Raw genomic sequence first — 24,108 nt, 5'->3', positions numbered from 1 at the left:
GATTTTTCGATTTAATTTAGTCAATATAGCGCAATTTCCCACGGAAATCTTCTAAGCTCTCGTATCCTTTTTCCGCCATGATTGCTTTTAGTTCATTGGTAATGCGGTCAAAGGCACCGACGCCTTCTTTGTGAAGGGTGGTTCCCACCTGCACCATACTCGCTCCACAGAGAATATGTTCAAAGGCATCACGACCAGTCAACACGCCACCTGTTCCAATGATTTGGATCTGGGGATTTAAGCGTTGATAAAAGGCGTGAACATTAGCTAAAGCAGTTGGTTTAATATACTCTCCACCAATCCCCCCAAAACCATTTTTAGGACGGATAACGACAGACTCATCTTCTATATAAAGGCCGTTTCCGATAGAGTTGACGCAGTTGACAAACTTGAGCGGATACTTGTTGAAAATAGCTGCCGCTTGGTCAAAGTGAACAATATCAAAATATGGGGGCAATTTAATTCCAAGAGGTTTGGTGAAGTAGGCAAACACCTCTGCCAAAATCCGGTCTGTTGTCTCAAAATCATAGGCAATCTGAGGTTTTCCTGGAACATTTGGACAGGAGAGGTTTAGCTCAGTCAGACCACGAAAATCACTCTCTTGGACTTTTTTCAAAATAGTATGGGTTTCCTCTGGAGACATGCCAACTAGAGATAAGAAGAAAGTCCGGTTCGGCTCTTTTTCCTGCAGATTCAAAAGGTAGTCCAGATAGTAGTCTAAGCCCTTATTTGGCAAGCCCATAGAGTTGATAGAACCAAGTGGAACATCTTGGTAACGTGGCTCAGGATTTCCCTGACGAAAGTCCAAGGTCGCTGTCTTAGTGACAAAGGTTCCTGCCGCTGAGTTTTTAACCCCTTCCAGCTCTTCTATCGTCATACAAGCCACACCTGCTGCATTCATCAAGCAATTATCAAACTCAAAACCAGCAATTTGCGTTTTCGTTGATACCATGATTCTAATCCTCCAGATTCCTTTTATTGCTAATATTATACCACAGTTTTAATTCTAGGTTTACTAGATTCTATGGTTCTATCTATTTATTCGGAAAAGAAAGTCTAGTGCAGAAGTCATGCTATGGAAACAGCTAGTATATTGGAAGTTTGAATAAGACTTGGGTCACAGACTTTTGAATGAAGTCCAAGCAACAAGGAGAAATCTCAACCATGAGTCCATTCCATGACTCTGTTGCTCTAGAAAACCTTGCAATAGTCAAGTGATAACGAATAAAACTTTGGATTGAAATATCTCCATGATTATCTATTACGAGGAGAAATCTCAACCTTTGGCATTTTTAAAGAAATACATGTAAATCTCTACTTTCGCAAAATGGATTTTCAGAACAGTATCCCAGTATAGTTAAAAACTATAAAAAAGAGAGGGAGGTCCCTCTTTCTTCAATTCATTTATTTTACTACTTCTTTTAAAGCATCTACCTTGTCCAAACGTTCCCATGGAAGATCAATATCTGTACGTCCCATGTGTCCATAAGCTGCTGTTTGACGGTAGATTGGACGTTTAAGATCCAGCATTTGTATAATTCCTGCAGGGCGAAGATCAAAGATTTGACGAGCTGCTTTTTCAAGCTTACTTTCAGCTACTGCTCCTGTACCAAAGGTATCGATACGGACAGAAACAGGCTGGGCAACACCGATAGCATAGGCTAACTGCACTTCTGCCTTCTTAGCAAGGCCTGCTGCAACGATATTCTTGGCAATATAACGAGCTGCATATGAGGCAGAACGGTCCACCTTAGTCGCATCCTTACCAGAGAAGGCACCACCACCATGACGAGAGTAGCCACCATAAGTATCTACGATGATCTTACGACCAGTCAAACCTGAGTCCCCTTGAGGCCCACCGATTACAAAACGACCAGTAGGATTGATGAAGAATTTTGTTTGCGCATCCAAGTAAGAGGCTGGAATAACTTCTTTGATAACCTTGTTAATCACATCATTGTGAATTTGTTCGTTGCTGACTTCTGGGTCGTGCTGAGTAGAAATAACGACTGTGTCCACACGTACTGGACGGTCATTTTCATCATACTCAACTGTAACTTGTGATTTAGCATCTGGGCGAAGATAGCTGATTTCCCCAGATTTACGAAGATCTGCTAAACGACGAACTAACTTGTGGCTGAGTGAAATTGGCAATGGCATGAGCTCTTCTGTTTCATCCACAGCAAATCCAAACATGAGACCTTGGTCTCCAGCACCAATTAAGTCAAGTGGATCTTGATCTGCATTTCCACGAACCTCCAAGGCTTCGTTAACACCTTGGGCGATGTCAGGAGATTGTTCCACCAAAGATGGGTGTACTCCTACAGTCTCAGCAGAAAAACCATACTCTGTATTGGTGTAGCCAATCTCTGCAATGGTATCACGAACCACACGGTTAATATCCACATAAGCATTTGTAGAAATTTCACCAAAAACATGGACGGAACCAGTATAGACAGCTGTCTCAGCAGCAACGTGAGCTTCTGGATCCTCTGCTAAAATAGCATCCAAAATCGCATCTGAAATTTGGTCTGCAATCTTATCTGGATGTCCCTCAGATACAGATTCAGACGTGAATAATTTACGTTCTGACATAAAAATGTCCCCCCTTAAAAATAGTGTTATAGAGTTACAAAGTACTGATAGGTATTTCCATTATCTAAGAGTTACGACGCGAAAGAAATAAAAACGATACTTTTTTATTTATGAAGCTAGTAAGGCGCATAGGGTGACCTCAGTATGGCGGCAACCGTAGAAAGACGAGCGACCTTGGAGCCGTCAGTCTTTGCGAGTCACAAACTCTTCGTAATAAATACCTACCATCTTATCGGGACTATATAACTTTATCATTATACCATTTTTAAACACAATTTGCAGTCTTTAATGTAGTGTTTCGGTTTAGATAGTTCGTTCTCATAAAGCAAAAAGTTGGAGCTCAGTACTCCAACAATTACTATTAAAATGTTTGGCGTTTTGCTTTACGCTCTGCACGATCGCGAGCGCGATTTTCAGCACGCTTGGTTTTACGGCGCTTTTCATCAACCGCCCATTGAATTTTCTTCTTATAACCCGGTTTGACTTTTTTCTTTTTCTTTTTAACCAAACCAATCATTTCGATATCAAGTTTATCTTGTTTTTTCTCACGGTTGGCACGACGATCACGGTCATAGGTATCTTGGAATTCTCCATCTTTGACCATCTTAGGAGTAAACTTGATTCCCAATTTCTCCAACTCACGGATATCCGAGTCATCACTTGGCTGATAAAGGGTAATGGCTGTGCCTGGTAGGCCATTTCTTCCAGTACGACCAACTCGATGAACAAAGAAGGACAAATCTTGCGGAATGGCATCATTGATGACATGGCTGACACCTTCAATGTCAATCCCACGCGCTGCCAAGTCTGTTGCGACAATGTACTCAAAATCCAGATTTTTCACCTGATTCATGATACGCTTGCGCTCACGAGGGGCAATATCCCCATGAATTTTTGCCACCTTCAAGCCTTGAGCAGTCAGGTAAGAATGCAATTCATCAGCACGCGTTTTAGTGTTAACAAAAATCATTGCCAAATACGGTTGCATCAACTGAGTCAACTGGTAAATTTGAGCATTCTTATCACGTCCCTTAGTAGAAATCAACCAATTATCAATGGTATCAGAAATGATCGTTTTGGTCTTGATTTTCTCCATAACTGGATTTGATAAGTATTTTTTCAAGAATGGTTGCAGTTTTTGCGGAATAGTCGCTGAGAAGACCATGAATTGCAAGTCTTTTGAAAGACTGCCAGCAATCTTATCAACAGTTTCCAAGAATCCCATATCCAAGGTCATGTCTGCTTCATCAACAACAAAGGTCTTGGCCTTGTGAATAGCCAAATCACCGGATTTAACCAAGTCGTAAATACGGCCTGGTGTTCCAATAACAATATGAGGCTGATTGCTTGCCAATTTCTCAATCTGACGAGCCTTATCCGTACCACCCACATAATTAACCACACGAACTTCCACGTCTGAGTGGGCAGCAATCTGACGGGCTGCTTGGTAAATTTGAGTAGCCAACTCACGACTCGGTGCAGTAATCACTGCCTGTACACTATCGCTAGCTTCATCTAATTGCTGGAAAATCGGTAACAAGAAAGTGTGAGTCTTACCTGAACCTGTTTTTGATTCTCCAACCAAATCTCTACCTGCCAAAACAATAGGAATCAATTTGTCTTGCACCTCTGTTGGAGCTGTAAATTTTAACTCCTCCAAGGCCTCTCTAATATAGTTTTTAAATTGAAATTTCGTAAATGACATAATATCCTCTATTCTATCTATCTTATCAATTATACCATATTTTATTCCATTACAGTAGTCTCACTTATTTAGGCTATTTCCAGTAGCTTCTCTAATAATAAAAAGGCTAGAATTTCATGGTTCCAACCTCTTTTCATACTCAATGAAAATCAAAGATCAAACTAGGAAACTAGCCGCAGGCTGTACTTGAGTACGGCAAGGCGACGTTGACGTGGTTTGAAGAGATTTTCGAAGAGTATCAGTTATTATTTCCAGTTTAAAATAGCACTCAAGCCATAGTGATCACTGACTTGTGGACTCTTGTTACCATCAAATACGACATGTAAATTTTCCACCGCTAACTCTTTGGTAGTAAAGACATAATCGATTCGAAGGGGTTCAGTGTTCCCTTTCCAGCCATCAATTTCTGGTGGAACGGTATAGCTACCGCTTTTCTCTTGAGCAACTTCAAAAGCGTCTTGTAAGCCTAATGGACTAGCCAAAATAGCTTGGTAGCCTTCCTGTCCAGCTGGGTTGTTGAAATCTCCAGCTAGTAAAAGTGGCTTGTTCAATTCTTTCAAGACATTCTCAAATCGTGCCCATTCTTCTTGGAAACCTTTATCCCACCAAGAAAGGTGGACACTTGCAACTGCAAGCTCCTTACCATCAACTACAGTTTCAGCCAAGGCAACACGACGAGTATGATAGTCTGTTGGATCATCCACATCTGAAACCAAAATTTCTCTGGCTTCAATAGGTTTTTTAGACAAGATAGCTACACCTTCATGGTAGCGATCATAACCGATATGGTTATAGGCCCAAGTCCAGTAGTAATTTTTCCCTTGCTCAGACAACTTTTCAACCAAGAGTCTAACATAGTGATCTTGGTGAATAGGCTCAGCTGCTGGCAAAGCTTGATAAAGGTCATTAACCTCCACCTCTGGCGAAGTGATCTCCTGATTGATTTCTTGGAAACAAATCAAATCATAGTCTTTTTCAAGAATATCCTCAAGCAAAATCTGGAATTTTTCCTCAGCTTCTTTTTCCATCCAACTATGAGTATTGAGTGTTAAAAATTTCATTCTTTTCTCCCAAAATAAGAGGTTGGAATACAGCTTCCAACCTCAAGTATATTACAATTCTACTTTAGCAACTGCTGTTTTAGCTGCAAGAGAACCTGTTTTTTCTAATTTAACTGATTTAATTGCATCACCATTTGTGAAGACAACTACTGTTGAAGTTTCACGTCCTGCTGCACGGATAGCATCCAAGTCAGCTGTGACAAGGAGATCTCCTGCTGCAACTTTTTGTCCTTCAGCAACATGAACTGTAAATGGTTTACCTTCAAGACTTACTGTGTCCAAACCAATGTGAACCAATACTTCAAGACCTGATTCAGTCACAATACCAAGAGCATGTTTTGTTGGGAAGATGCTTGATACAGTACCTGAAACTGGAGATACAATGTTTCCATTTGCAGGTTCTACTGCAAATCCATCACCCATCATTTTTTGAGCAAATACTGGATCTTTTACTTGTTCCAAAGCAACAACTTGACCGTCTGCTACTGAGTAAACTTCCTCAGTAAGACCTTTGAAGTGAACAGTGTTTTGTTGTGCTTCAGTCATTTGGCTTGGAAGAGTTTCAGGAATGATTTCACCTGAATCAAGGATATCTTGGATATCAGATTTCAATACGTCAGCTTTTGGTCCGTAGATAGCTTGAACCCCTTGTCCTTTCATGACAAGACCCATAGCTCCTTCTGCTTTCCATTGCTCTACATTTCCTACTTTATCTGCATCTTTAACAGTTACACGAAGACGAGTCATACATGCGTCAACATCAACGATATTTGCACGTCCACCAAGAAGGTTGATGATGTTTACAGCTTGAGAGCCTGCTGCAACTTTCACTTCGCTACTAGATTCTTCTGAACCTTCAGCAGTTTCGTAGTTTCCGTTACGCCCTGAAGTTGCGTAGTTGAATTTTTGAATCATGAAGTTTGCGATAAAATACATGATTACGGCAAAGAGAACAGTTACCCAAACGAAGTTAATGATATCCATACCGATACCAGCACTGATTGCAATAGGTGTACGAGTCAAGAACTCGATTGAACCGAATGAGTGCATACGTAGGTTTACAACGTCAGCCATAGCGAAGGCAGCACCTTGAACAAGTGAGTAAACAAGATACATAGGTGTTGCAACGAACATGAACATGTATTCGATTGGTTCAGTAACCCCTGTCAAGAATGTTGCAAGAGCTGTCGCAATCATCATACCTTTATATTTGTGTTTCTTGTCAGCATCGACATTACGGTAGATAGCCACGATCACACCCATCAAGATACCGAATGAACCGATCATTTGTCCAACTTTAAAACGAGCTGGGTGAACAGTATCTAACAATTGTTGGTAGTGACTTGCATCTGTACCTTTGAGGTTTACAAGGTCTGTTACCCATGCAAGCCATAGTGGGTCTTGACCGAATACTTGAGTACCTTTAGCTGCACCAGTTAAAATGTCATAAGTACCACCAAGAGCTGTGTAGTTCATTGGGATAGTCAACATATGGTGAAGACCAAATGGCAAGAGCAAACGTTCCAAAGTACCATACAAGAATGGTGCAAGGATTGGTGCAGTTTCTTGTGAGTTGGCAATCCAAATACCAAAGCTATTGATACCAGTTTGCACAAGTGGCCAGAAAGCTGAAAGTAGAATTGCAGCAATTACTGAACGAAGAATAACTACAAATGGTACAAAACGTTTTCCGTTAAAGAATGAAAGTGCATCAGGAAGCTTACGGAAGTTATAGTATTTATTGTAAGCAGTTGCTCCAATAAAACCAGAAATAATCCCTACGAATACACCCATGTTAAGTGCTGGAGCTTCCATAACACTAATGAAGTAATCAGCAACTTTGATTGATCCACCAAAGAGAGTTGTTACCATAGCTTCTGGATTCTTCAACATGTCTCCTGATACACCAAAGATTGTACCAGTGATACGGTTGATTAGGATAAAGGCAAGACCTGCCGCAAACGCACCACCAGCACGTTCCTTAGCCCAGCTTCCTCCAATAGCGAGGGCAAACAAGATATGAAGGTTAACGATAACCCCCCAACCGATTTGCTCTAGGACACCACCAGTAATAACGAGTGGAGCAAAGTTAGGGTTAATCATCACGATAGACTTACCGATTGAAATCATCAAACCAGCAGCCGGCATAACCGCGATAACCACCATCAAAGCCTTACCGAATTTTTGCCAAAATTCGAAAGACAAGACATTTTTGAATGTATCTTTCATCATTCAAATCTCCTTTATTTTTATTCAGGCAAACGTTTTACGAAAACGTTTGCACCTTTTATGATTTAATTATACCACTTTAATTTTTTTTGTAAAGGCTTTTATTCAAAAAAATCCTCTTTTTTCAAAAATTTTCTAGGTGCCAAATTTCAAGTTCAAGTTAGCCATCAAGAAGTCTTCTCCGAGCGACTTCTTTATACTCTTCGAAAATCTCTTCAAACCACGTCAGCGCCGCCTTACCGTATATATGTAACTGACTTCGTNNCCTCAAAACAGTATTTTGAGTATCCTGTGGCGAGCTACCTAGTTTGATCTTTGATTTTCATTGAGTATTAGAAGTCCCTTTTCAAAAACTCTTGTAGCAAAAAAGGAGATTTTACAACCTCCTCATAAAAGTAATTATTTTACCTAAATTTTCAAGAATCGACGCATGGATATTCCTGATCCCAGTGAACCAATAAAAATTCCAATCACAAATAGTAGGGCAATCATCAACGGACTAAATAAATCTGGACTAATCATAGATAGATTTTGTCCTACCAACGATTTGTTAACAGATTGGTAAACCATTTGATAAACAATAAAGACCAAAACAGATGGTGCGATAGCTCCCAATAAACCGATAAAGGCTCCTTCTAACAAGAACGGTCCACGAATATAACTGTTTTTAGCTCCGACCAAGCGCATGATTTGAATTTCGCGACTGCGGGAAATAATAGTAATACGAATGGTATTTGAAATCAAGAAAACTGCGACAAAAATTAACAAGGCAGCAATCCCTAGTCCCCAAACACGGATAAATGAAGCTAACTTGAAGAGTCTTTCTGTATTGGCACCGCCATCTTGAACCTCAGAGACACCTTCAATTTTTTTAGCATCTTCGGCTATAGTTTTTACATCATTTGGAGTATTTGCCTCTACAATATAGGCATCATAGAGAGGATTGGCATCTCCTTCAAAGATTTTCCAGTTATCTCCCATTGTCTCGGTTAACTTTTCATATTGTTCTTCTTTACTTGAAAAGGTAACACTCTTAACCGTAGACATGTTCTTCAAAGAATCATATACCTTGTGGTAGTCATTATTTGTAACAGTTTGACCTTCTTTTTCAATTGTCTGACTGTTATCTTCCACATCCTTTCGGATATAAACTACTACACGGACATTATTTTCAATATCTGTAGCTAGTTTCGCTGTATTAAAAATAACAGATGCAAATATTGCCACCAAGGTCAAAGTAATCATGACTGAACTGACAGCAGCTACTGTCATCCAACCATTTCGTTTCAAACTTTTTAAGGCTTCAAATAAATGGCGAAAAAATCTACTAATCATCGTATCCATACTCTCCTTTTGATTCGTCACGAACGACACGGCCATTTTCAATGGCAATGACACGGTGGCGCAAGGTATTTACAATCTGGCTATTATGAGTCGCCATCAAAATAGTTGTCCCTTGTAGGTTAATCCGTTCCAAGAGATTCATAATTTCCCATGAATTATCCGGATCCAAGTTTCCTGTTGGTTCATCGGCTATCAATACTTTGGGATTATTTACAATGGCACGTGCAATCGCAATCCGCTGTTGCTCCCCACCTGAGAGCTCATTTGGGAAAGAACGAACCTTGTGCTTCAACCCAACCAAGTCTAAAACTTCCATCACACGTTTTTTGATATTACGGCGATTTTCCCCGATTACTTCCATAGCGTAAGCAATATTTTCATAGACAGTTTTCTTTGGTAACAATTTATAATCCTGGAAGACAACCCCAACACTACGACGTAGAAGCGGGACATCTTTCTTTTTGATCTTAACCAGATTAAAACCAGCAACTGATAGGCTTCCTTTATCGATTTTTACTTCACGATACAGAGAACGAATAAAGGTTGACTTCCCTGCTCCTGAAGGTCCTACGATGTAAGCAAATTCCCCCGGTTGAACGCTGACCGAAACACCGCGTAGGGCAGTCGTTCCGTTGTCGTATTTTTTAACGACATCTCTCATTTCAATGATTGACATGTGAGTTCCTTTCTATCTTAGCTGATTCGCCACTTGAGATAGGCATCGATAAAACCATCTAGGTCTCCGTCCATAACCTTATCTACCTGAGCAACCTCAAAGCTAGTTCGGTGATCTTTTACCATAGTATAAGGAGTGAAGACATAAGAACGGATTTGGCTTCCCCATGTGATTTCTTTTTTCTCACCCTTGAGGGAATCTACCTCCGCAGCTTTCTTTTCTTGCTCCATTTGATAGAGCTTAGCCTGCAACATCTTCATGGCACGATCTCTATTTCCATACTGGGTACGATCCACTGTTGATTGAACAACAATTCCAGTTGGAATGTGGGTTAAACGTACACCTGTTGAAACCTTATTGACATTTTGTCCACCGGCACCACCTGAACGGAAGGTATCCATCTTGATGTCATCTTCCCGGATTTCCACTTCAATGGTATCGTCCAACTCAGGCATCACTTCTACGGATGTGAAAGATGTATGGCGACGTTTGGCAGAGTCAAATGGTGAAATTCGCACCAAACGGTGTACCCCCATTTCTGACTTGAGAAGACCATAGGCATTAGGCCCTTCAAATGATAAGGTTACTGACTTGATACCAGCTTCATCCCCTGCTTGGTAATCCAATACTTCCACTTTAAAGCCTTTAGCATTACCATAACGAGTATACATACGAAGCAACATATCACCCCAGTCCTGAGCCTCAGTACCACCAGAACCTGGATGGATTTCCAAGATGGCATTGTTGTGGTCATAAGGTTCTGACAAGAGTAGAGTCATCTCATAGCTGGTCATCATCTTATCAAGTTCGGCTAACTGCTCTACCAGTTCTTCTTGAACTGACTCGTCTTCAGCTAAAAAGTCCAATAAAATTTCGACTTCATCCTGCAACTCTTCCATTTTGTGGAAGGTGTTATAGGTGTTTTTTAATTCATTTAATTCTTGCGACGTTTTTTGGGCCGCAATATTATCATTCCAAAAATCAGGTTCTGTCATCTTGTTTTCCAAGATGGCAATCTCTTCCTCTAGCCCTTCGAGGTCAAAGAGACCCCCTGAAAGAAGCTAATTTTTCACGATTTGCGTCAATTTTTTGACGGATTACTGAAATGTCCATAAATACTCCTTTTTTACATCATTTCATTATAGCATATTTTATCATTTCTTTCCATCTTTTGCTATAATCCCTTTTTTATGAAAAAAGAAGCCTTTCGGCTTCCCTTTTTACAAGACTTTTGCTGAAGTGCGAGTGATTTCTTCCACTTGAATACCATTTGCTTCAAATTTTTCTTTCAAGGCTGGTAAATCAATTGATCCATCGATTTGAACTTCGATAATCACCTTACCATCCTTACGCGGAATATTGACTGTATGAGAGATATTCAAATTTTCTTCTGCAATCAAAGAAACAATCTTTCCGAGGACACCGACTTCATCTTCTGTAACAAAGCGCACACGAATTCCTTCTTCACCATAACCAGCAATTTCAAGAAAGGCTTGGAAAACGTCACGGTCCGTAATAACCCCATAGACTTGATGGTTATCTACGACAGGAAGAATACCAATCTTGTTTTTCAACATCAGATAAGTTGCATCTTCTAGACTCGCATAGCCAGAGACAGTGACAACATCGCGAATCATGACATCTTTTACTTTTGTCTTATTTAGAAGATAATTCATCTCATAGATAGAAAGACTTGTTGCCTTGGATGGACTAGCTTGGGCAATGGTTCCCTCAGTTACCAAACCAACCAATTGATCATTTTCGATAACAGGCAAGCGGTGCAACCCTTGCTCTCTCATCAAATCTGCTGCATGAGATACTGTTGTATCTGGACTAATATAAACTACCTTGCGGGTCATAAAATCTTTAACTGCCATGAGACTTCTCCTTTTCTATTCTTATCCCTATTATACAATCTTTTTGCAAATCTATCAAACGCTTACATTTCTTTTTCAAAATTCAGAAAAGTATGAATAACCTAGCAAAAAGAGCTCTGAAATCGAGCTCTGTGAATGAAGGTAAGATACGTTTCATTCGATTTTTTCAATTATTAGAAATTTATCTTTCAGTGTAGATGTAGATTTGTTTGCAATCTAAATATGCCGACTAAAACAATCCCTCGGATTCGGATGATTGCTTCGCAATCTCTATTCAGCGACTAAAAAGGTCCCCAGGACTATAATGATGATTACTTCGTAATCTTTATCTGCCGACTAAAACAATCCCCCGGATTCGGATGATTGCTTCGCAATCTTTATCTACAACCTAAACTAGTCTCCCAGACTAGTTTAGCCACCCAGATATGCTTTTCTGACTTCTTCTGATGAGGCGAGTTCTTTTCCTGTTCCTGATAGGACGATTTTTCCTGTTTCCAGTACATAACCTCGGTCAGAGATTGCGAGTGCTTTATTGGCATTTTGTTCAATCAAGAGGACGGTTGTTCCTTGCTTCTGAATATCTTGAATGATATCAAAAATCTCTTGGATGAAGATTGGGGCAAGTCCCATTGATGGTTCATCTAAAAGAAGAAGTTTTGGTGTTGACATAAGAGCGCGTCCCATGGCAAGCATTTGTTGTTCCCCTCCTGAAAGAGTAGCTGCATCTTGGTTCTTCCGTTCTTCAAGACGAGGAAAGCGTGAGAAAACCTTCTTCAAGTTAGCTTGATTTTCTTCACGATTTTTCTTTAAGAAAGCTCCCATTTCAAGATTTTCCATAACAGTCAAGCCAGGAAAGACGTGGCGTCCTTCTGGAACTTGTGAAAGACCACCTGCCACGATTTTCTGAGCTGGCATTTTTTGGATTTCTTGACCTAAAAATTCAATCTTTCCTGAACTTGGTCGAACTAAACCAGACAAGGTACGGAGAATGGTTGTCTTACCAGCACCATTGGCACCGATAAGGGAAACAACTTCTCCTTCATTCACTTCAAAGCTTACATCACGGACTGCTTGAATCATACCATAATGCACAGAAAGATTATCAACTTTTAACATAGACATTAGGCTTCACCTCCTAGATAAGCTTCGATAACGCGTTTATTGGTCTTAATTTCATCTGGAGTTCCTTGAGCAATCAAACGACCATATTCAAGTACGTAGATACGTTCTGTTACTTCCATGACCAGATTCATATCGTGTTCAATCAGCATGATCGTAATCTTAAATTCATCTTTGATACGACGAATTAACTCAGTTAATTCAGCTGTTTCCTGCGGGTTCATACCTGCGGCTGGTTCATCTAAAAAGAGAATTTTAGGTTCCGTAGCAAGGGCACGAACAATTTCCAAACAACGTTGTTGTCCGTAGGCGAGGTTTTTAGCAAGAGTTTCTGCATCACCATCTAAATCAAAGATTTTAAGCAATTCCAAGGCTTTAGCCTTTAATTCTTTTTCACTCTTGTAAAAAGCTGGTAAGCGTAAGAAACTAGCAAAAACATGTTGTTTGTGATGATTGCCAAAGGCAATCAAAACATTGTCCAAAACGGTTAAATCTTTAAAGAGACGGATATTTTGGAAAGTACGTCCAAGTCCCAAAGAAGCAATCTTATAAGGTGCCTTCCCATTTAAAAGGTGACCATCTAAGGTTACTGTGCCCTCACTTGGTTCATAAACACCGGTCAAAAGGTTGAAAAGGGTTGTTTTACCAGCTCCGTTAGGACCAATTAGTCCAACCAATTCCCCTTCGTTCAATTCAAGAGTCACATCTCCAACAGCTGTTAGACCGCCAAAATGTTTGGTTAACTGTTTTACTTCAAGTAATGCCATTAGTTTTGTTCCTCCTTCTTAGATTTTTTAAAGAAACGTGATAGACTCAATTCCCATGTCCCAAGTAGTCCACCTGGTCTGAAAATCATTACCAATACCAAGGCTAAAGCATAAATAATCATACGCACGCTGGCAACATCTTGGAGAAGCATATTCAAAATTCCAAGAACAATAGCTGAAACAATGGCACCTGTAATGGAACCAAGTCCACCAAATACAACAATGATCAAAACGTTGATTGAGTTGATAAAAGTGTAATCTTTCGGTACAACTGAACCGATAAATCCTGCCTGAAGTGACCCTGCAATACTTGCAGTAATGGCACCAAAGACAAAGGCAATGATTTTAATTTTAGTTGTATTAACCCCAACTGACTCTGCAGCGATTTCATCTTCACGAACAGAGAGGGTTGAACGACCAATTGGACTACGCAAGAAGTTCAAGGTTGCAATGGTTGTAATCACAACAAAGAAGTAAACCATTTGCCAAGTTGTAAAGTTTGGAATTCCCAAGATACCTGCCGCACCATTTGTAAGGCTTCCGCCATTGATGATAAAGATACGGATAATTTCAGAAACACCTAGAGTCGCTACCGCAAGATAGTCCCCCTTCAAGCGCAAGGTTGGAATCCCGACAAGTAAGGCAACTGCTCCTGAAAGTAAAGCCCCTATCAGCATAGCTCCAAAGAAGGCACCATAGGTTGGTGATTTAGAACCAATAATAGCTGCTGCATAGGCACCAATCGCCATGAAACCAGCATGACCAAGTGAAAATTGTCCTGAAAAACCAACGATTAAGTTGAGACCAACAGCCAGAATAATATTAATTCCAATCTGTTGTAAAATCTGAACATAGAATAGGTTGAGTACTCCGACTGAAACCAGTACACTAATCAAGCCATAGCCAGCTAACAAAAGGAGTAACCATAGAATATTAACTTTTAAATTTTCCTTCATCGTTTACACCTTCTCTTTCACATTTTTACCAAGGATACCAGCTGGGCGGACAATCAAGATCAACAACAAGATTCCATAAACAATGGCATCACGGAAGTCTGACATCCCAAAGGCTGTCGCAAAGGTTTCTAATAGACCAATTACAAATCCACCAAGCGCTGCACCAGGAATAATCCCGATACCACCAAGTACTGCGGCAACGAAAGACTTAAGACCTGGAGTAACCCCCATCAAAGGTTCAAGAGAGTTATAATAGAGGGCAATCAGAACACCAGCCGCACCTGCAAGAGCTGAACCTAAAGCAAAGGTAAAGCTGATAGTACGGTTTACATTGATCCCCATCAATTGCGCTGCATCGCTATCTACAGATACAGCACGCATGGCTTTCCCCATCTTGGTCTTTTGGACAATAACCTGTAACAAAATCATCAAAATCAAGGAAATGGCCAAAATCATTAACTGCACGTTTGTTAGACTAATTGGACCCAAATCATAGCGAACTGTTTGAATCGCTTGAGGGAAGGCACGGGTATTGGCACCAACCAGATAGACCATGCCATACTCCAATAAGAAAGAAACCCCAATAGCTGTAATCAAAACAGCAATACGAGTAGAGTGACGCAAAGGTCGGTAAGCAAGGAACTCAATCACGACACCAAGAATAGCTGTCGCCAGCATAGCTACAATAAGCGCTACAAAGAAATTCATTTGGAAAGAATTAATCAAGAAATAACCGATAAAGGCTCCCATCATATAAATATCACCGTGGGCGAAGTTGATGAGCTTGATAATTCCGTAAACCATGGTATATCCTAGGGCTAACAGCGCATAAACACTACCTAGAATCAAACCATTTACTAGTTGTTGGAGCATAAGATTCACTCTTTCTATTTATAATTTTGAGGGTTGCCCCTCACTTTTTGATAGGTTCTTAAACATCGAAACAGGGAGTGAGTCCGAGTCTCATTCCCTATTTCAACATTTTCTATTATGGTTTTACAACTTCTGCTGCTTCAACCTTACCATTGTTCATGGTCATCATGTAAGCAGTTTTGACTGTGTTGTGGTCTGCATCGAAGCTTGTTTGACCAGTTACACCTTCAAAATCTTTTGTTTTAGCAAGGTTATCCTTGATTTCACCAGAGTTTTTAGCACCTTTTGCTGCATTTGCTACAAGGTGAACTGAGTCATAAGCCAAGGCTGCAAATGTTGAAGGCTCTTCATTGTACTTAGCACGGTATGCGTCAAGGAAGGCTTTTGCTTTAGCTGAAACTTCTACAGTAGTTGAGAAGCCTGAGATAAAGTAGATGTTTGATGCTTTTTCAGCAGTTGCTTGTTGTACAAACTCTTCACCGTTGAATCCATCACCACCAACGATTGGTTTGTCAATTCCCATACCACGCGCTTGGTTTACAATTTTACCAGCTTCAGTGTAGTAACCAGGGACGATGATAGCATCAAAGTCTTTTCCTTTCATTTTTGTAAGGGCTGCTTGGAAGTCTGTGTCACCTGCTACAAAAGTTTCATCTGCAACGATCTCGCCCTTGTATGATTCGCGGAAAGATTTAGCAATCCCTTTAGCATAGTCGCTGGCATTGTCAGTGTAAAGAACAACTTTCTTAGCTTGCAATTTATCAGAAACATAGTTTGAGATAATTTTTCCTTGGAAGCTATCTTGGAAAGTTCCGATAAAGAGGTAATCTTGACCTTTAGTCAATCCATCTTGAGTCGCACTTGGTGAGATCAATGGAACACCTGCTTTTGTAGCGTTCGCTACCGCAGCTGCAGTTGCACCAGATGTCGCAGGTCCTACGATTGCTGATACTTTAGATTGGGTTACAAGGTTAGTTGTTACTGAAGCCGCCTCAGCTGTTTCAGACTTGTTATCTTTATCGACTACTTCGATTTGTTTTCCATCGATACCACCTGCTGCATTGATTTCATCAACAGCAAGTTGGGCACCTTTTTGTTCAGATGTTCCGTAGGCTGCTACGGCACCAGTTTCTTCAAAGTTAAATCCGATTTTGATTGTCTTTTCATCTACTGAGTTACCAGCAGCGTTTGACGCTCCAGACTTCACTTCTCCACAGGCTGCAAGAAGTGCTACACTTGCAAGAGCCACAAACGATAGGGCAAATTTTTTCTTCATCTTTTTTGTCTCCTTATTTCTTAAATAAATAGCATGTTAAGAATATACCGAATTATCAGAAAATTGTCAACACTTTTCTTGAACTTTTTCGATGATAACGTTTTCCTCTCGATAAAGATTGCCCACAAAGGGTGTTTCTAACTCTTGGATATGACAAACTCTGACTTTTTTTATAAACTTTTCCTTGCTCAAGCGCCCGACCAATTGCTCCACTTCTTGAGTTGGAACATAGAGTTGTAAGTAACGATGTTTCTTGGAATGATAGGTAATATCTCCATAATCCTGCAGTTTTTTGGCATCACGATTATAGTAAAGATAGATAATCAAGCCAGAGCGATTGACTTTTTCAAACATGATAAATCCTCTTTCTAAGAAATCTCTCCCTATTATACCAAAAAAAGCAAACCCAGTCGAGTTTGCCTTCTATCATCATTAGTTCAATGAATTGTTGGCCATAATTTCATCAATAAAGCCATATTCAAGTGTTTCCTGGGCGCTCATCCAGTTATCACGTTCTGCATCTGCATGGACTTTTTCCATTGACTGACCTGAATTTTCAGCCAAGATTTTTTCCAAGGTATTACGAGTTTTGAGCAAGTGTTCTGCAGCGATAGCCATATCAGTTTGTTGGGTACCACCACCTGTACCGCCCATTGGTTGGTGAATCATGTATTCAGCATTTGGAAGCATGAAACGTTTGCCTTTTGCTCCACTTGATGCGATGACTGTTCCCATAGATGCAGCCATTCCCATAACAATGGTTTGGACATCTGCCTTGATAAAGTTCATGGTATCTACGATTGCCAAACCAGCTGAAACAGAACCACCTGGTGTATTGACATAAAGGTAAATATCTTTTGTACTATCTTGGGCATCCAAGAAAAGCAGTTGGGCAATAACAGAGTTAGCCATATTGTCTTCAACCGGACCTGTCAGCATAATGATGCGGTCTTTGAGAAGACGTGAGTAAATATCGTAAGAACGTTCTCCACGGCTTGTTTGTTCAATAACTACAGGAATCATTCATTTCTCCTTTTGAGTTTTAATTTTGTTGGTCAAATGACTGAAGATAAGACTATTATAATATCTTGGTCAAAAAAGGTCAAATTTTTGCTCTGCTTTCATTAGACAGAAACAAAAACCCAACCTCCTTTCGTGACTGGAAATACTTTTCCAAGTCATTCTTCTTTTCGATCTTATTTTGTACCGAACAAGCGGTCTCCAGCATCTCCAAGACCTGGAACGATATAACCGTGTTCGTTCAAACGTTCATCCAAGGCTGCTGTAAAGATTTCTACATCTGGATGAGCTTCTTGAAGGGCTTTTACACCCTCTGGAGCAGATACAAGGCAGACAAATTTGATATTTGATGCGCCACGTTTTTTAAGAGAATCAACAGCCAAGATTGCTGAGCCACCTGTTGCCAACATTGGGTCTACTACAAAAATTTGACGTTGGTCAATGTCCTCAGGCAATTTCACCAAGTATTCAACTGGTTGAAGTGTTTCTTCATCACGGTACATACCGATGTGGCCAACTTTAGCAGCTGGAACCAAGCTCAAGAGACCATCAACCATCCCGATACCTGCACGCAAGATTGGGACGATGGCCAATTTCTTACCTGCCAATTGTTTTTGAACTGTTTTTGTAATTGGTGTTTCGATTTCCACATCTTCTAGTGGAAGATCACGAAGTACTTCATACCCCATCAACATTGCAATCTCATCTACTAGCTCACGAAAAGCTTTTGTAGAAGTATCTGTACGACGCAAGATTGACAATTTGTGTTGAATCAGTGGGTGATTAATAACTTCAATTTTTCCCATTTTTGGAATTCCTTCTTTCAATTTATTCTTCTTATTATACCAAAAAACGGTTTAAAAATCTTTCTAAACCATTTATTTTTGATAATTTTTACATTAGATCAGCCTCTTTAAGAGCTGTCTGTACTGTCTCAAGTGGTAAATGGGTCAATTCTGTCCCTTTTTCTTGATAAAGGTATTGGGCGTAGTCGTCCATTCGGTACTGGTTGATATAAACCACACGCTTGCAGCCGACCTGAAGCAATTGTTTTGTACAGTTGAGACAAGGAAAATGGGTTACATAGGCTGTAAAGCCTTTGGGAACACCACGCTCAGCACCTTGAAGGATAGCATTGACCTCAGCGTGAAGGGTGCGAACACAGTGGCCTTCAATGACCAAACATTCGTGATCAATACAATGCTCAGTCCCTGACACCGAACCATTGTAACCAGTGGAAATAACCTTATTATCTTTTACCAGAATCGCGCCCACTTTAGCACGTTTACAAGTGGAACGATTGGCAATTAGTAGGGCTTGGGCTGCAAAATACTCATCCCAGGCCAGTCTTTTTTCAGTCATCTCTTTTCTCCTTTTTCTCTATTTTTTAAAAAATGGTAAACCTAAATCTGCAATCTTTTCAGCTGGTACCTTCATGCCATCCTTGATCCATTTTAGAAGGACAGAGACGATGGCTGAGCTCCAGAAGGAATGAAGATAAGAGCTGACACCTTTTGATTTCCCATGGTATTTTTCTAGAAATTCCTGCATGGCTTGGACAAAGATTTTTTCCAGATGGTAATCCAAGGCCAATTGAATTACTCTAGCTTCCTTTCTGGCCTCCCGGAAAAGGTGAACCCAAACCAAATAAAGGTCTGTCTTTAAATCGTAATGATGCAGCTGTTCCATAATATTGTGGACAGTTCGTTTAAAGACGCTCTCTAAAATTTCCTCTTTGGAGTCATAATTGCGATAAAAGGCCGCACGCGAAACACCTGCACGTTTGACCAATTCAGAAATACTAATCTTGGTCAGTTCCTTTTTTTCCAAGAGTTGCAAGAGGGCTGTTTCAATGGCTTCTCTGGTTAATAAATTGGATTCTTGGTTTGATTTTCTGAGATTTTCAAGAGACTTTTCAGAGATTCTACGTTCAGACATAACATTTTCTTTCTACTTGTCACAACAGACGGATGATGCTTTTGTTTCAAGGGTTTTCATGATATAATTGTAAAAAAAGACAGAACCTTTGTCAATGTATAACTGACAAAGATGGAGAATTTCTATGACTTGGAAAATTATTGCTGACTCTGGTTGTGATTATCGTCAACTGGAGACACCAGCTATTGACACGACCTTTGTAAGCGTCCCCTTAACCATTCAAGTAGCTGATCAGGTCTTCGTTGATGATGCCAGTCTTGACATTGACCAAATGATGGAAACCATGTATGCAACCGCAGAAGCTTCAAAATCGGCTTGTCCAAGCCCAGATGATTATTTGCGAGCATTTGAAGGTGCCAAAAACATTTTCCTAGTAACCATCACTGGTACTCTTTCTGGTAGTCACAATAGTGCGCAACTGGCCAAGAATATTTATCTGGAAGAACATCCTGACACTAAGATTCATGTAATTGATAGTTTGTCTGCTGGTGGAGAAGTTGACTTGCTCGTAGAAAAATTAAATGACTTGATTGACCAGGGCTTATCTTTTGAAGAAGTGGTTGAAGCTATCACCGCCTATCAAGAAAAAACTAAGTTGCTCTTTGTCCTAGCCAAAGTCGATAACTTGGTGAAGAACGGCCGTTTGAGCAAGCTTATCGGTACGGTCGTTGGCCTTCTAAATATCCGTATGGTTGGGGAAGCTAGTGAAACTGGAACCCTCGAATTGCTACAAAAAGCAAGAGGAGCAAAGAAGTCAGTTCAAGCAGCCTATGAAGAGTTAGTGAAAGCAGGATATGCTGGTGGCCGTATTGTTATGGCCCAACGCAATAACGAGAAATGTTGCCAACAGCTTTCAGACCGAATCCGTGAAACCTTCCCACAGGCGGATATTAAAATTCTCCCAACATCTGGTCTCTGCAGTTTCTATGCAGAAGATGGCGGTCTGCTGATGGGCTATGAAATTGATTAATTGCATTCTTGACAAGAGGTAACCATCATCTCTTGTTTTTTTGTGGTACAATAGAGCTATGAAACATTTTGATACTATTGTCATCGGTGGAGGACCTGCTGGTATGATGGCTACGATTTCCAGTAGCTTTTATGGACAGAAAACCCTCCTCATCGAAAAAAATCGGAAACTTGGAAAAAAGTTAGCTGGGACTGGTGGGGGACGTTGCAATGTGACCAACAATGGTAGCTTGGACGACCTACTAGCTGGAATTCCTGGAAACGGACGCTTTCTTTACAGTGTTTTCTCCCAGTTCGATAATCATGACATCATCAACTTTTTTACAGAAAATGGTGTTAAACTTAAGGTCGAAGACCACGGACGCGTCTTTCCAGCTAGTGACAAGTCTCGGACTATTATCGAAGCTTTGGAAAAGAAAATCACTGAACTAGGTGGTCAAGTTGCTACTCAAACCGAAATTGTTTCGGTTAAAAAAGTAGATGAGCAATTTGTCCTGAAGTCAGCTAACCAAGTCTTCACTTGTGAGAAACTCATTGTCACAACTGGTGGAAAATCCTATCCTTCGACTGGTTCGACTGGTTTTGGTCACGAGATTGCTCGCCATTTTAAACACACCATCACCGAGCTTGAAGCTGCTGAAAGTCCTTTATTAACAGATTTTCCACATAAGGCCTTGCAGGGGATTTCGCTGGATGATGTGACTCTAAGTTATGGCAAGCGTGTCATCACTCACGATTTGCTTTTTACCCACTTTGGTTTGTCAGGCCCTGCTGCCCTACGTATGTCTAGCTTTGTCAAGGGTGGGGAGATTCTCTCACTGGATGTTTTGCCTCAGCTTTCTGAGAAGGACTTGGCTAAATTCCTAGAAGAAAATCGAGAAAAAGCTCTAAAAAATGCCTTAAAAACCTTGTTACCAGAACGCTTGGCCGAATTTTTTGTACAAGGATATCCTGAAAAAGTCAAACAACTGACTGAAAAGGAACGAGAACAACTTGTCCAGTCCATTAAAGGACTTAAAATTCCTGTAACTGGAAAAATGTCTCTTGCCAAGTCCTTTGTCACCAAAGGTGGTGTCAGTCTCAAGGAAATCAACCCTAAAACCCTTGAAAGTAAGCTGGTTCCTGGCCTCCACTTTGCAGGCGAAGTCATGGATATCAACGCCCACACAGGTGGCTTTAACATCACTTCTGCCCTCTGTACTGGCTGGGTGGCGGGAAGTCTGCATTATGATTAAAGAACTTTTAATAGAAAAAATCGGAAGATTACTCCTCCGATTTTATTTTGCTTGAGTTTGGACATAGTGGGCAATGACATCTGATGTGTACTGGGCTGTTCCAGTACCAAATTTGTCAATATTTTCCTTAAACTCTGGGTTATAGACGTAGCCTTTACCGATATGACCGAATACTTCAATAGTACAATCAAATCCATAAGTACGAATGGCTTGCAAGAGCTTGGCTGTTTGCTCTTGGTTTTCAGTTGCTGTTACAGGCAGACCAGCTTGAAGATTTTGTGCTAAGGCTTGAAAAACTTGGTTGAAGGCAGCCGTAGCCTCGTCTTCGTGACCTTTCTGGCGCTCCAGCGCTTGGTCCATGACTTCTTGTCCATATTTCTCTACCGCCTCTTGGTGGTATTTTTGATGGTCTTGGTAGTTAAATCCAGCAAATTTCTCTTGAATGCTCATTTCTCTTTCTCCTTTTTGTTCTTGAATGGTTTTTTGCAAGGTTGAAATCAAGGTATCCAGATGTTCCCTTTCTCGAGTCAAATAGTCCAACTGCCTGGTCAAATGAGGCAATAAATCTGTCCTTTCTTCCTTTAATAGCTCTGCTATTTTTCTAAAGAAAAGCCTAGATATTTGTAGTAAAGAATGACCTGGAGACGTTCCAAATCCTCCTGACTGTAGGTTCGATAGCCGTTTTCCGACTTTAAAGGAACCAAAAGTCCTATCTTATCGTAGTGGTGCAGGGTCTTGACAGAGACACCCGAAAGCTGTGCAGCTTCTTTTATATGGTACATGATTTCCTCCTTATACTCAATGAAAATCAAAGAGCAAACTAGGAAGCTAGCCGTAGGCTGTACTTGAGTACGGTAAGGCGACGCAGACGTGGTTTGAAGAGATTTTCGAAGAGTATTACACTGATAGTATAACCCCTCCCCTTAGGTCAGAGTCAAGCGTTTTTGCGAAATTTTTTACTTTATCATAACATGAAAATGGTTTTCTTGACAGACCTTAGAAAACATGATAGGATAGTCAAGTCTATCAATCAAAAGAAACGCTCATTTTGAGTACTGATGAGGCTATTTGCCAAGGGCAGTAGCTTTTTCTTTTGTAACACTAATTTTAGGAGTTTAACTATGTCTGAAAAATCGCAATGGGGGTCTAAACCGGGCTTTATCCTAGCATCTGCTGGTTCAGCCATCGGACTTGGTGCCGTTTGGAAATTCCCCTATATGACTGCTGCTAACGGTGGAGGAGGCTTTTTACTGGTCTTTCTCATTTCCACTATTCTAATCGGTTTCCCCCTTTTGCTAGCTGAATTTGCTCTCGGCCGAAGCGCTGGTGTCTCAGCAATCAAAACCTTTGGAAAACTAGGCAAGAATAGTAAGTACAACTTTATCGGTTGGATTGGTGCCTTTGCCCTCTTTATCCTCTTATCTTTCTACAGTGTTATTGGTGGCTGGATTTTAGTCTATCTAGGCATTGAGTTTGGAAAATTGTTCCAAATTGGTGGAACGGGTGATTATGCTCAGTTATTTACTTCAATCATTTCAAATCCAGCCATTGCCCTGGGAGCTCAAGCAGCCTTTATCCTATTGAATATCTTCATTGTATCACGTGGGGTTCAAAAAGGGATTGAAAGAGCTTCGAAAGTCATGATGCCTCTGCTCTTTATCATCTTTGTTTTTATCATCGGTCGCTCTCTCAGTTTGCCAAATGCCATGGAAGGGGTTCTTTACTTCCTCAAACCAGACTTTTCAAAACTGACTAGCGCTGGTCTCCTCTATGCTCTGGGACAATCTTTCTTTGCCCTCTCACTAGGGGTTACAGTCATGTTGACCTATGCTTCTTACTTGGACAAGAAAACCAATCTAGTCCAGTCAGGAATCTCCATCGTAGCCATGAATATCTCGATATCCATCATGGCAGGTCTCGCCATTTTCCAAGCTCGATCCCCCTTCAATATCCAGTCTGAAGGGGGACCGAGCTTGCTCTTTATCGTCTTGCCTCAACTCTTTGACAAGATGCCTTTTGGAACCATTTTCTACGTCCTCTTCCTCTTTGCGACTGTCACTTCTTCTGTCGTGATGCTGGAGATCAATGTGGGCAATGTCACCAACCAGGATAACAGCAAACGTGCCAAATGGAGTGTGATTTTAGGAATTTTGACCTTTATCTTTGGCATTCCTTCAGCCCTATCTTACGGTGTCATGGCGGATGCTCACATCTTTGGGAAGACCTTCTTTGACGCTATGGACTTCTTGGTTTCCAATCTCCTCATGCCATTTGGAGCTCTCTGCCTTTCACTTTTTACAGGCTATATCTTTAAAAAGGCTCTTGCAATGGAGGAACTCCATCTTGATGAAACCGCATGGAAACAGGGACTGTTCCAAGTCTGGCTCTTCCTTCTTCGTTTCGTCATTCCAATCATCATCATCGTGGTCTTCATCGCCCAATTTATGTAATTAAAAAGGACTTGAGTA

22 protein-coding genes and 1 pseudogene are annotated in these 24,108 nt (G+C 40.6%); 3 read left to right on the top strand and 20 right to left on the bottom strand.

Annotated features, from left to right (window positions below; genetic code table 11):
* Positions 1 to 16: 16 nt before the first annotated feature.
* From HT693_RS03325 to HT693_RS03235, 19 genes are all read right to left on the bottom strand, one after another.
* Entirely contained in the window at positions 17 to 952 is a 936-nt protein-coding gene (locus HT693_RS03325) for a dihydroorotate oxidase (protein WP_138700169.1), read from the bottom strand.
* Positions 953 to 1,404: 452 nt separating this feature from the next.
* Positions 1,405 to 2,595 (bottom strand): methionine adenosyltransferase, encoded by a 1,191-nt coding sequence (gene metK / locus HT693_RS03320; protein WP_138700168.1) that lies wholly within the window; start codon positions 2,593 to 2,595, stop codon positions 1,405 to 1,407.
* A gap of 361 nt (positions 2,596 to 2,956) precedes the next feature.
* A complete protein-coding gene (locus HT693_RS03315; protein WP_138705130.1) occupies positions 2,957 to 4,300 on the bottom strand; it encodes a DEAD/DEAH box helicase in 1,344 nt (447 codons plus the stop codon).
* A gap of 245 nt (positions 4,301 to 4,545) precedes the next feature.
* Positions 4,546 to 5,361 (bottom strand): endonuclease/exonuclease/phosphatase family protein, encoded by an 816-nt coding sequence (locus HT693_RS03310; protein ID WP_000670821.1) that lies wholly within the window; start codon positions 5,359 to 5,361, stop codon positions 4,546 to 4,548.
* 51 nt (positions 5,362 to 5,412) lie between these two features.
* Positions 5,413 to 7,593 carry a PTS transporter subunit IIBC gene (locus HT693_RS03305; RefSeq protein WP_172924826.1) on the bottom strand — a complete coding sequence of 727 codons (2,181 nt, stop codon included), beginning with the start codon at positions 7,591 to 7,593 and terminating at the stop codon, positions 5,413 to 5,415.
* A 405-nt stretch (positions 7,594 to 7,998) separates the two neighbouring features.
* A complete protein-coding gene (gene ftsX, locus HT693_RS03300) occupies positions 7,999 to 8,925 on the bottom strand; it encodes a permease-like cell division protein FtsX (RefSeq protein WP_000625541.1) in 927 nt (308 codons plus the stop codon).
* Positions 8,918 to 9,610, bottom strand: coding sequence for a cell division ATP-binding protein FtsE (gene ftsE / locus HT693_RS03295; protein ID WP_000022265.1), 693 nt, complete (start codon positions 9,608 to 9,610; stop codon positions 8,918 to 8,920). Before ftsE ends, ftsX begins: the two co-directional genes overlap by 8 nt.
* A gap of 17 nt (positions 9,611 to 9,627) precedes the next feature.
* A protein-coding gene (prfB, locus tag HT693_RS03290; protein WP_100127798.1) for a peptide chain release factor 2 occupies positions 9,628 to 10,723 on the bottom strand; the annotation gives its coding sequence in 2 pieces (ribosomal slippage) (positions 9,628 to 10,650 and positions 10,652 to 10,723; 1,095 coding nt in all).
* Between the two features lie 107 nt (positions 10,724 to 10,830).
* Positions 10,831 to 11,487, bottom strand: a complete 657-nt coding sequence (locus HT693_RS03285) for a CBS domain-containing protein (protein WP_000268659.1) — start codon at positions 11,485 to 11,487, stop codon at positions 10,831 to 10,833.
* A 411-nt stretch (positions 11,488 to 11,898) separates the two neighbouring features.
* Positions 11,899 to 12,609: an ABC transporter ATP-binding protein gene (locus HT693_RS03280; protein WP_000062200.1), complete on the bottom strand. Its 711-nt coding sequence runs from the start codon at positions 12,607 to 12,609 to the stop codon at positions 11,899 to 11,901.
* The gene (locus tag HT693_RS03275; RefSeq protein ID WP_172924824.1) at positions 12,609 to 13,373 is read right to left on the bottom strand and encodes an ABC transporter ATP-binding protein; all 765 of its coding nucleotides are present in this window, start codon (positions 13,371 to 13,373) and stop codon (positions 12,609 to 12,611) included. The genes HT693_RS03280 and HT693_RS03275 overlap by 1 nt, the downstream gene beginning before the upstream one ends.
* Positions 13,373 to 14,329, bottom strand: coding sequence for a branched-chain amino acid ABC transporter permease (locus HT693_RS03270; RefSeq protein WP_000662286.1), 957 nt, complete (start codon positions 14,327 to 14,329; stop codon positions 13,373 to 13,375). The genes HT693_RS03275 and HT693_RS03270 overlap by 1 nt, the downstream gene beginning before the upstream one ends.
* 3 nt (positions 14,330 to 14,332) lie before the next feature.
* A complete protein-coding gene (locus HT693_RS03265) occupies positions 14,333 to 15,202 on the bottom strand; it encodes a branched-chain amino acid ABC transporter permease (protein WP_000941421.1) in 870 nt (289 codons plus the stop codon).
* A gap of 115 nt (positions 15,203 to 15,317) precedes the next feature.
* The gene (locus tag HT693_RS03260; protein WP_172924822.1) at positions 15,318 to 16,478 is read right to left on the bottom strand and encodes an ABC transporter substrate-binding protein; all 1,161 of its coding nucleotides are present in this window, start codon (positions 16,476 to 16,478) and stop codon (positions 15,318 to 15,320) included.
* Between the two features lie 66 nt (positions 16,479 to 16,544).
* Entirely contained in the window at positions 16,545 to 16,832 is a 288-nt protein-coding gene (locus HT693_RS03255; RefSeq protein ID WP_000462127.1) for a YlbG family protein, read from the bottom strand.
* A gap of 78 nt (positions 16,833 to 16,910) precedes the next feature.
* Positions 16,911 to 17,501, bottom strand: a complete 591-nt coding sequence (clpP, locus tag HT693_RS03250; protein WP_000613477.1) for an ATP-dependent Clp protease proteolytic subunit ClpP — start codon at positions 17,499 to 17,501, stop codon at positions 16,911 to 16,913.
* Positions 17,502 to 17,674: 173 nt separating this feature from the next.
* A complete protein-coding gene (gene upp, locus HT693_RS03245; RefSeq protein ID WP_000515974.1) occupies positions 17,675 to 18,304 on the bottom strand; it encodes a uracil phosphoribosyltransferase in 630 nt (209 codons plus the stop codon).
* A gap of 88 nt (positions 18,305 to 18,392) precedes the next feature.
* Positions 18,393 to 18,860: a cytidine/deoxycytidylate deaminase family protein gene (locus HT693_RS03240; protein WP_000136976.1), complete on the bottom strand. Its 468-nt coding sequence runs from the start codon at positions 18,858 to 18,860 to the stop codon at positions 18,393 to 18,395.
* 18 nt (positions 18,861 to 18,878) lie between these two features.
* The gene (locus HT693_RS03235; protein WP_000004139.1) at positions 18,879 to 19,436 is read right to left on the bottom strand and encodes a TetR/AcrR family transcriptional regulator; all 558 of its coding nucleotides are present in this window, start codon (positions 19,434 to 19,436) and stop codon (positions 18,879 to 18,881) included.
* Positions 19,437 to 19,560: 124 nt separating this feature from the next.
* Between HT693_RS03235 and HT693_RS03230 the strand changes: the two genes are divergently transcribed.
* Positions 19,561 to 20,406, top strand: a complete 846-nt coding sequence (locus HT693_RS03230) for a DegV family protein (RefSeq protein WP_172924820.1) — start codon at positions 19,561 to 19,563, stop codon at positions 20,404 to 20,406.
* 58 nt (positions 20,407 to 20,464) lie between these two features.
* Positions 20,465 to 21,640: an NAD(P)/FAD-dependent oxidoreductase gene (locus HT693_RS03225; RefSeq protein ID WP_172924818.1), complete on the top strand. Its 1,176-nt coding sequence runs from the start codon at positions 20,465 to 20,467 to the stop codon at positions 21,638 to 21,640.
* Positions 21,641 to 21,682: 42 nt separating this feature from the next.
* On the opposite strand, the pseudogene HT693_RS03220 reads toward HT693_RS03225, so the two are convergent.
* Positions 21,683 to 22,422: pseudogene (locus tag HT693_RS03220) on the bottom strand (MerR family transcriptional regulator).
* Between the two features lie 339 nt (positions 22,423 to 22,761).
* Between HT693_RS03220 and HT693_RS03210 the strand changes: the two are divergent.
* Complete coding sequence (locus tag HT693_RS03210) at positions 22,762 to 24,090, top strand: sodium-dependent transporter (protein WP_345890520.1); 1,329 nt, start codon at positions 22,762 to 22,764, stop codon at positions 24,088 to 24,090.
* Positions 24,091 to 24,108 lie beyond the last annotated feature (18 nt).

It is taken from the genome of Streptococcus sp. 2154, from assembly GCF_013277255.1.
GTDB classification, from domain to species: Bacteria; Bacillota; Bacilli; order Lactobacillales; family Streptococcaceae; genus Streptococcus; species Streptococcus pseudopneumoniae.
Note: the sequence above shows the minus strand (reverse complement) of the source record. Positions and strands in the feature narration are given on the sequence as shown.

Bases quoted from the DNA above. Each gene is read 5' to 3' on its own strand.
- upp (WP_000515974.1), bottom strand. From the start codon at position 18,304: ATGGGAAAAATTGAAGTTATTAATCACCCACTGATTCAACACAAATTG.
- clpP (WP_000613477.1), bottom strand. From the start codon at position 17,501: ATGATTCCTGTAGTTATTGAACAAACAAGCCGTGGAGAACGTTCTTAC.
- HT693_RS03285 (WP_000268659.1), bottom strand. From the start codon at position 11,487: ATGGCAGTTAAAGATTTTATGACCCGCAAGGTAGTTTATATTAGTCCA.
- HT693_RS03325 (WP_138700169.1), bottom strand. From the start codon at position 952: ATGGTATCAACGAAAACGCAAATTGCTGGTTTTGAGTTTGATAATTGC.
- HT693_RS03260 (WP_172924822.1), bottom strand. From the start codon at position 16,478: ATGAAGAAAAAATTTGCCCTATCGTTTGTGGCTCTTGCAAGTGTAGCA.
- HT693_RS03270 (WP_000662286.1), bottom strand. From the start codon at position 14,329: ATGAAGGAAAATTTAAAAGTTAATATTCTATGGTTACTCCTTTTGTTA.
- HT693_RS03310 (WP_000670821.1), bottom strand. From the start codon at position 5,361: ATGAAATTTTTAACACTCAATACTCATAGTTGGATGGAAAAAGAAGCT.
- HT693_RS03210 (WP_345890520.1), top strand. From the start codon at position 22,762: ATGTCTGAAAAATCGCAATGGGGGTCTAAACCGGGCTTTATCCTAGCA.
- metK (WP_138700168.1), bottom strand. From the start codon at position 2,595: ATGTCAGAACGTAAATTATTCACGTCTGAATCTGTATCTGAGGGACAT.
- HT693_RS03265 (WP_000941421.1), bottom strand. From the start codon at position 15,202: ATGCTCCAACAACTAGTAAATGGTTTGATTCTAGGTAGTGTTTATGCG.
- ftsX (WP_000625541.1), bottom strand. From the start codon at position 8,925: ATGATTAGTAGATTTTTTCGCCATTTATTTGAAGCCTTAAAAAGTTTG.
- HT693_RS03280 (WP_000062200.1), bottom strand. From the start codon at position 12,609: ATGTCTATGTTAAAAGTTGATAATCTTTCTGTGCATTATGGTATGATT.
- HT693_RS03275 (WP_172924824.1), bottom strand. From the start codon at position 13,373: ATGGCATTACTTGAAGTAAAACAGTTAACCAAACATTTTGGCGGTCTA.
- HT693_RS03235 (WP_000004139.1), bottom strand. From the start codon at position 19,436: ATGTCTGAACGTAGAATCTCTGAAAAGTCTCTTGAAAATCTCAGAAAA.
- HT693_RS03225 (WP_172924818.1), top strand. From the start codon at position 20,465: ATGAAACATTTTGATACTATTGTCATCGGTGGAGGACCTGCTGGTATG.
- ftsE (WP_000022265.1), bottom strand. From the start codon at position 9,610: ATGTCAATCATTGAAATGAGAGATGTCGTTAAAAAATACGACAACGGA.
- HT693_RS03230 (WP_172924820.1), top strand. From the start codon at position 19,561: ATGACTTGGAAAATTATTGCTGACTCTGGTTGTGATTATCGTCAACTG.
- HT693_RS03240 (WP_000136976.1), bottom strand. From the start codon at position 18,860: ATGACTGAAAAAAGACTGGCCTGGGATGAGTATTTTGCAGCCCAAGCC.
- HT693_RS03255 (WP_000462127.1), bottom strand. From the start codon at position 16,832: ATGTTTGAAAAAGTCAATCGCTCTGGCTTGATTATCTATCTTTACTAT.
- HT693_RS03315 (WP_138705130.1), bottom strand. From the start codon at position 4,300: ATGTCATTTACGAAATTTCAATTTAAAAACTATATTAGAGAGGCCTTG.
- HT693_RS03305 (WP_172924826.1), bottom strand. From the start codon at position 7,593: ATGATGAAAGATACATTCAAAAATGTCTTGTCTTTCGAATTTTGGCAA.